The sequence below is a fragment of the Vulcanococcus sp. genome (assembly GCF_044369115.1).
In the GTDB taxonomy this organism is placed as follows: domain Bacteria; phylum Cyanobacteriota; class Cyanobacteriia; order PCC-6307; family Cyanobiaceae; genus Vulcanococcus.
This window is the reverse complement of record NZ_JBIPMN010000294.1, coordinates 1-2,980: the sequence shown is the minus strand read 5'-3', so window position 1 is coordinate 2,980 and position 2,980 is coordinate 1. Positions and strand designations below refer to the sequence as shown.

Genomic DNA, 2,980 nt, shown 5'->3' with positions numbered 1-2,980 from the left:
GGCCTGATAGCCGATGAAATCGGGATTGCGACCACGAAGACAGCGAGAAAGAGCAGGACTCCCAGGATTTCGCTGTATGAGAAGCCATTCATGATCTTTTGCAGCAGTTGTCTGCGACCCCACACAGACGTGTAGAGCATCGAAGACCCCAGTGCCGCGCAACCCGCGCTGACGCTGATGAGGACCCAGTCGGGTGATATGGGTGCGTACAAGAAGAGGGCCAGACCGAGACAAACGAACAGGCCGCCGTAGATGAAGATGCAGACCCTCAAGACGATCGGGTCTCGAAGGCACCTGCGAAGTCGTTCGGTGATCAATGCCATGGTTCAGCCTAAAGTTACCCATAACCTGCACGCAGCGGCATGCGGCTGCTGGCTCGCGAGGTAGAGTGAGCGAAGCGAACCCCACCATACAGTGGCTGCATGCCGCTGCGTGTGAGGTTGATCGGCGTGTTAGGCCGCGCTCAATGTGCTTGGCTGCTTGCGAAGGCCGGTGAGTGCAGACGCGAGCACAACGAACCAAAGGCCGACCGCGAGCTGCGCGATGCTCAAGGCCAGATCTGACAAGACGTATGAGCCTAGCAGTGGCATGGCGAAAAGACCCACAAGGGTCGCGCTGACACCGAGCCAAGCACCCCATCGAGCTCCGCACCACAGACCAGCAGCAGATATGACACCAGCGATCTGGAGCATGACGAAGAGCGAGAGCCACGCTCCAGCATGACCACCAAGGCCAGCTTGTGTCTGCGCTTCGACTGCCGCGCGATGGGGTTCAAGCAAGAGTTCTGGAAACAAGGCGTCGAGGGTGTTGGCGACTGCGGTCAGCGCCAGTGAGATGAGAAGCAGGGTGCGAAAGGTCTTCGTGCTCACGTTTCTCTCCTTTGTGAACCTGCGGGATGTTTACGCGGCCTAACGTGAAGCTAACCGGCGTGCGGGCGACAGGGCCAGAATGCAACGAGGCCTGTGCGACGAACGCTGTTGCACGTCCGGTCGCGATTTGGCCAGTGTGTGTAGACGGCGTCCTTCGCGATCCCTGAAGGTTCGGCGTAGAGGTTGGCCACCGCTTGTCCGTCCAAGTCATTGAAGGCGTTTCGGTACGCCTCAAAGAAGGCCCTGATGTGTTGCGGCATGGCGCGTTGTGTCTGTGGTGAGTTTGCGGATGTACGGCAGCCCGCTTGTGATGTCTAACGATCAACTGGGGGCCTAGCGGCGCCCTGCCGGTGCGTGTCCATGTCGAACGACCAGTTAGACATCACGCACACAAAAGACCTCCCTCCAGTGGACCAGAATCCGCGCGACTTTCAAGTCGCGCTCCGAATTCGCCGAAAGACCCGTTGCCTCAACGGCCTGGGTCAAATACTGGGCGATGGCAGCTGCGTCTCGAGCATCCCTCACCAAGCCATAGACATTAGGAAGATGGCCGCAGTACTCGTCTCGAGCTTCTGGGGCACCGGCCACCCCAATTGGGTCCCAGACGTAGTGGAGTACTTCGTCCACAGCCCGATAGAGGACCAACTCGGTTGAACTGAACTGCTGTCTCATGAGGTCTAATGTTCGAGCTAAGCCGCCCGCGTAGGCAGGCGCTGTATGGCTGGGCTGAGATGATGCACCATGTGCCTCAGCCCAACACTTACAGTGCCTGCCTTAGCGGGTCGGCTTGAGCGAGGGGTTAGGCCGCACATTAGCGCCAACCTCTGAGTTGTGCTGCTTGCGCTTCGCGCTCCTTGCGAACCCTTGCGGCGTTCTCTCGATCGAGAGCTTCGAAGTTTCGATGCCGAGCGAAGTAAGGTCCTAGCCATCCATCCTCGTGCGTGAACGCCATGGTCCATGCCAAGTTAGGAGGAAAGACGTAGTAGTCGGTGAGCGAGCAGGTCTCGGGGCGTTGATTGGTGGTAAACACGACTTGGCGGTCGTTTGATAGGACGACGTACTCGTGCGCGACCTGTTGTTCGTAGCTTGCTCTGGCAGCGAGCCCGCCCTCGCTGGGATACCGCCCTGCGCTAAAGATGTGCCAAAGGAACGCATCTGCATCTATACCTTCCCTGTTGCGGCCGAAGGCACCAAGCCAACTCTCGACGACTTGCAAGGCTTCGCCAGCGGAGAACTGTCGCGACACAGTACCCGGTCCGAAAAGCAATGGCTTCGTCTTCATGGCAAATGGAGAACCAAGGTGTTCGTTCTGTGACGCCTAACGTGAAGCTAACCGGCGTGCGCCGGCGTTGCGAAGCCGGTCAAGTTTGAAACTAGACCCGGCGCAGCCGAGCCGGGGCGCGTCCGATTCAACGATGGGTTACGCAGCCTCATTTGTGAGATCAAGGGTCATAAAGACGCTGTACGGATCGAGCTTGTAGTCACCGAAGGGGCCACACTCCATAAAGCCAGCACTTTTATACAGCGTGTGGGCAGCACCGAATGAGGCCGCTGGACCGGTTTCAAGGCTCAGTCGGGTGTAGCCACGCTGTTTTGCCACAGACAGGATGTGATTCAAAACGGCTCGCCCCGCTCCCCTGCGGCGTAGCGCCAAGGGTGTACGCATGGACTTGATTTCGCCGTGGTCTGATGAAAGCTGTTTGAGCGCGCCACAGCCAAGCAACTGCTCTCCATCTCGGACAGTCCAGAAGGTGATGTCCGGGACTTTCAGGCGCGAGACATCAAGTGCGTGAACGCTCTCGGGTGGCGAGAGCTCGTGCATGTTGCGAAGATGCTCTTCGAGGAGGGCATATACGTCTGCACGAGACGGATCATCAATTTCGATTTGCATTGGCACTCAGACGGCTGCCTAACGTGAAGCTTACCTGCGTGCGGCAGCGGGCGGCGAACGCTGCTGCACGGCTGGATGACCGGGGGTTAGGCTGCATGCGTAGCGACAAGTGGTTTGACCATAACTATCTCGTCAATCTCATCCCGATGTCGAGCGGTCAGCTCTTCGTTTGCAAGCACGAAGCCAAGTTTGCGCAGCAGACCGCTGGATCGATAGTTCC

The 2,980-nt window shown here is 58.4% G+C and carries 5 protein-coding genes; 1 reads left to right on the top strand and 4 read right to left on the bottom strand.

Annotated features, from left to right (window positions below):
• From ACIQ2E_RS15315 to ACIQ2E_RS15300, 4 genes are all read right to left on the bottom strand, one after another.
• Positions 1–323: hypothetical protein (locus ACIQ2E_RS15315; RefSeq protein WP_398332381.1), on the bottom strand; the 323-nt coding region annotated here is incomplete at its 3' end.
• Positions 324–452: 129 nt separating this feature from the next.
• A complete protein-coding gene (locus tag ACIQ2E_RS15310; protein WP_398332379.1) occupies positions 453–869 on the bottom strand; it encodes a hypothetical protein in 417 nt (138 codons plus the stop codon).
• A gap of 811 nt (positions 870–1,680) precedes the next feature.
• A complete protein-coding gene (locus ACIQ2E_RS15305; RefSeq protein WP_398332377.1) occupies positions 1,681–2,151 on the bottom strand; it encodes a DUF4275 family protein in 471 nt (156 codons plus the stop codon).
• Positions 2,152–2,289: 138 nt separating this feature from the next.
• A complete protein-coding gene (locus ACIQ2E_RS15300; RefSeq protein WP_398332375.1) occupies positions 2,290–2,760 on the bottom strand; it encodes a GNAT family N-acetyltransferase in 471 nt (156 codons plus the stop codon).
• A gap of 23 nt (positions 2,761–2,783) precedes the next feature.
• On the opposite strand from ACIQ2E_RS15300, the gene ACIQ2E_RS15295 reads away from it, so the two are divergent.
• Positions 2,784–2,980, top strand: a 197-nt coding sequence (locus ACIQ2E_RS15295; RefSeq protein ID WP_398332373.1) for a hypothetical protein, incomplete at its 3' end; no start/stop codon positions are given.

What these genes read in the sequence shown, in the direction of transcription:
- ACIQ2E_RS15300 (WP_398332375.1), bottom strand. Translation starts at nt 2,760, where the DNA reads ATGCAAATCGAAATTGATGATCCGTCTCGTGCAGACGTATATGCCCTC.
- ACIQ2E_RS15305 (WP_398332377.1), bottom strand. Translation starts at nt 2,151, where the DNA reads ATGAAGACGAAGCCATTGCTTTTCGGACCGGGTACTGTGTCGCGACAG.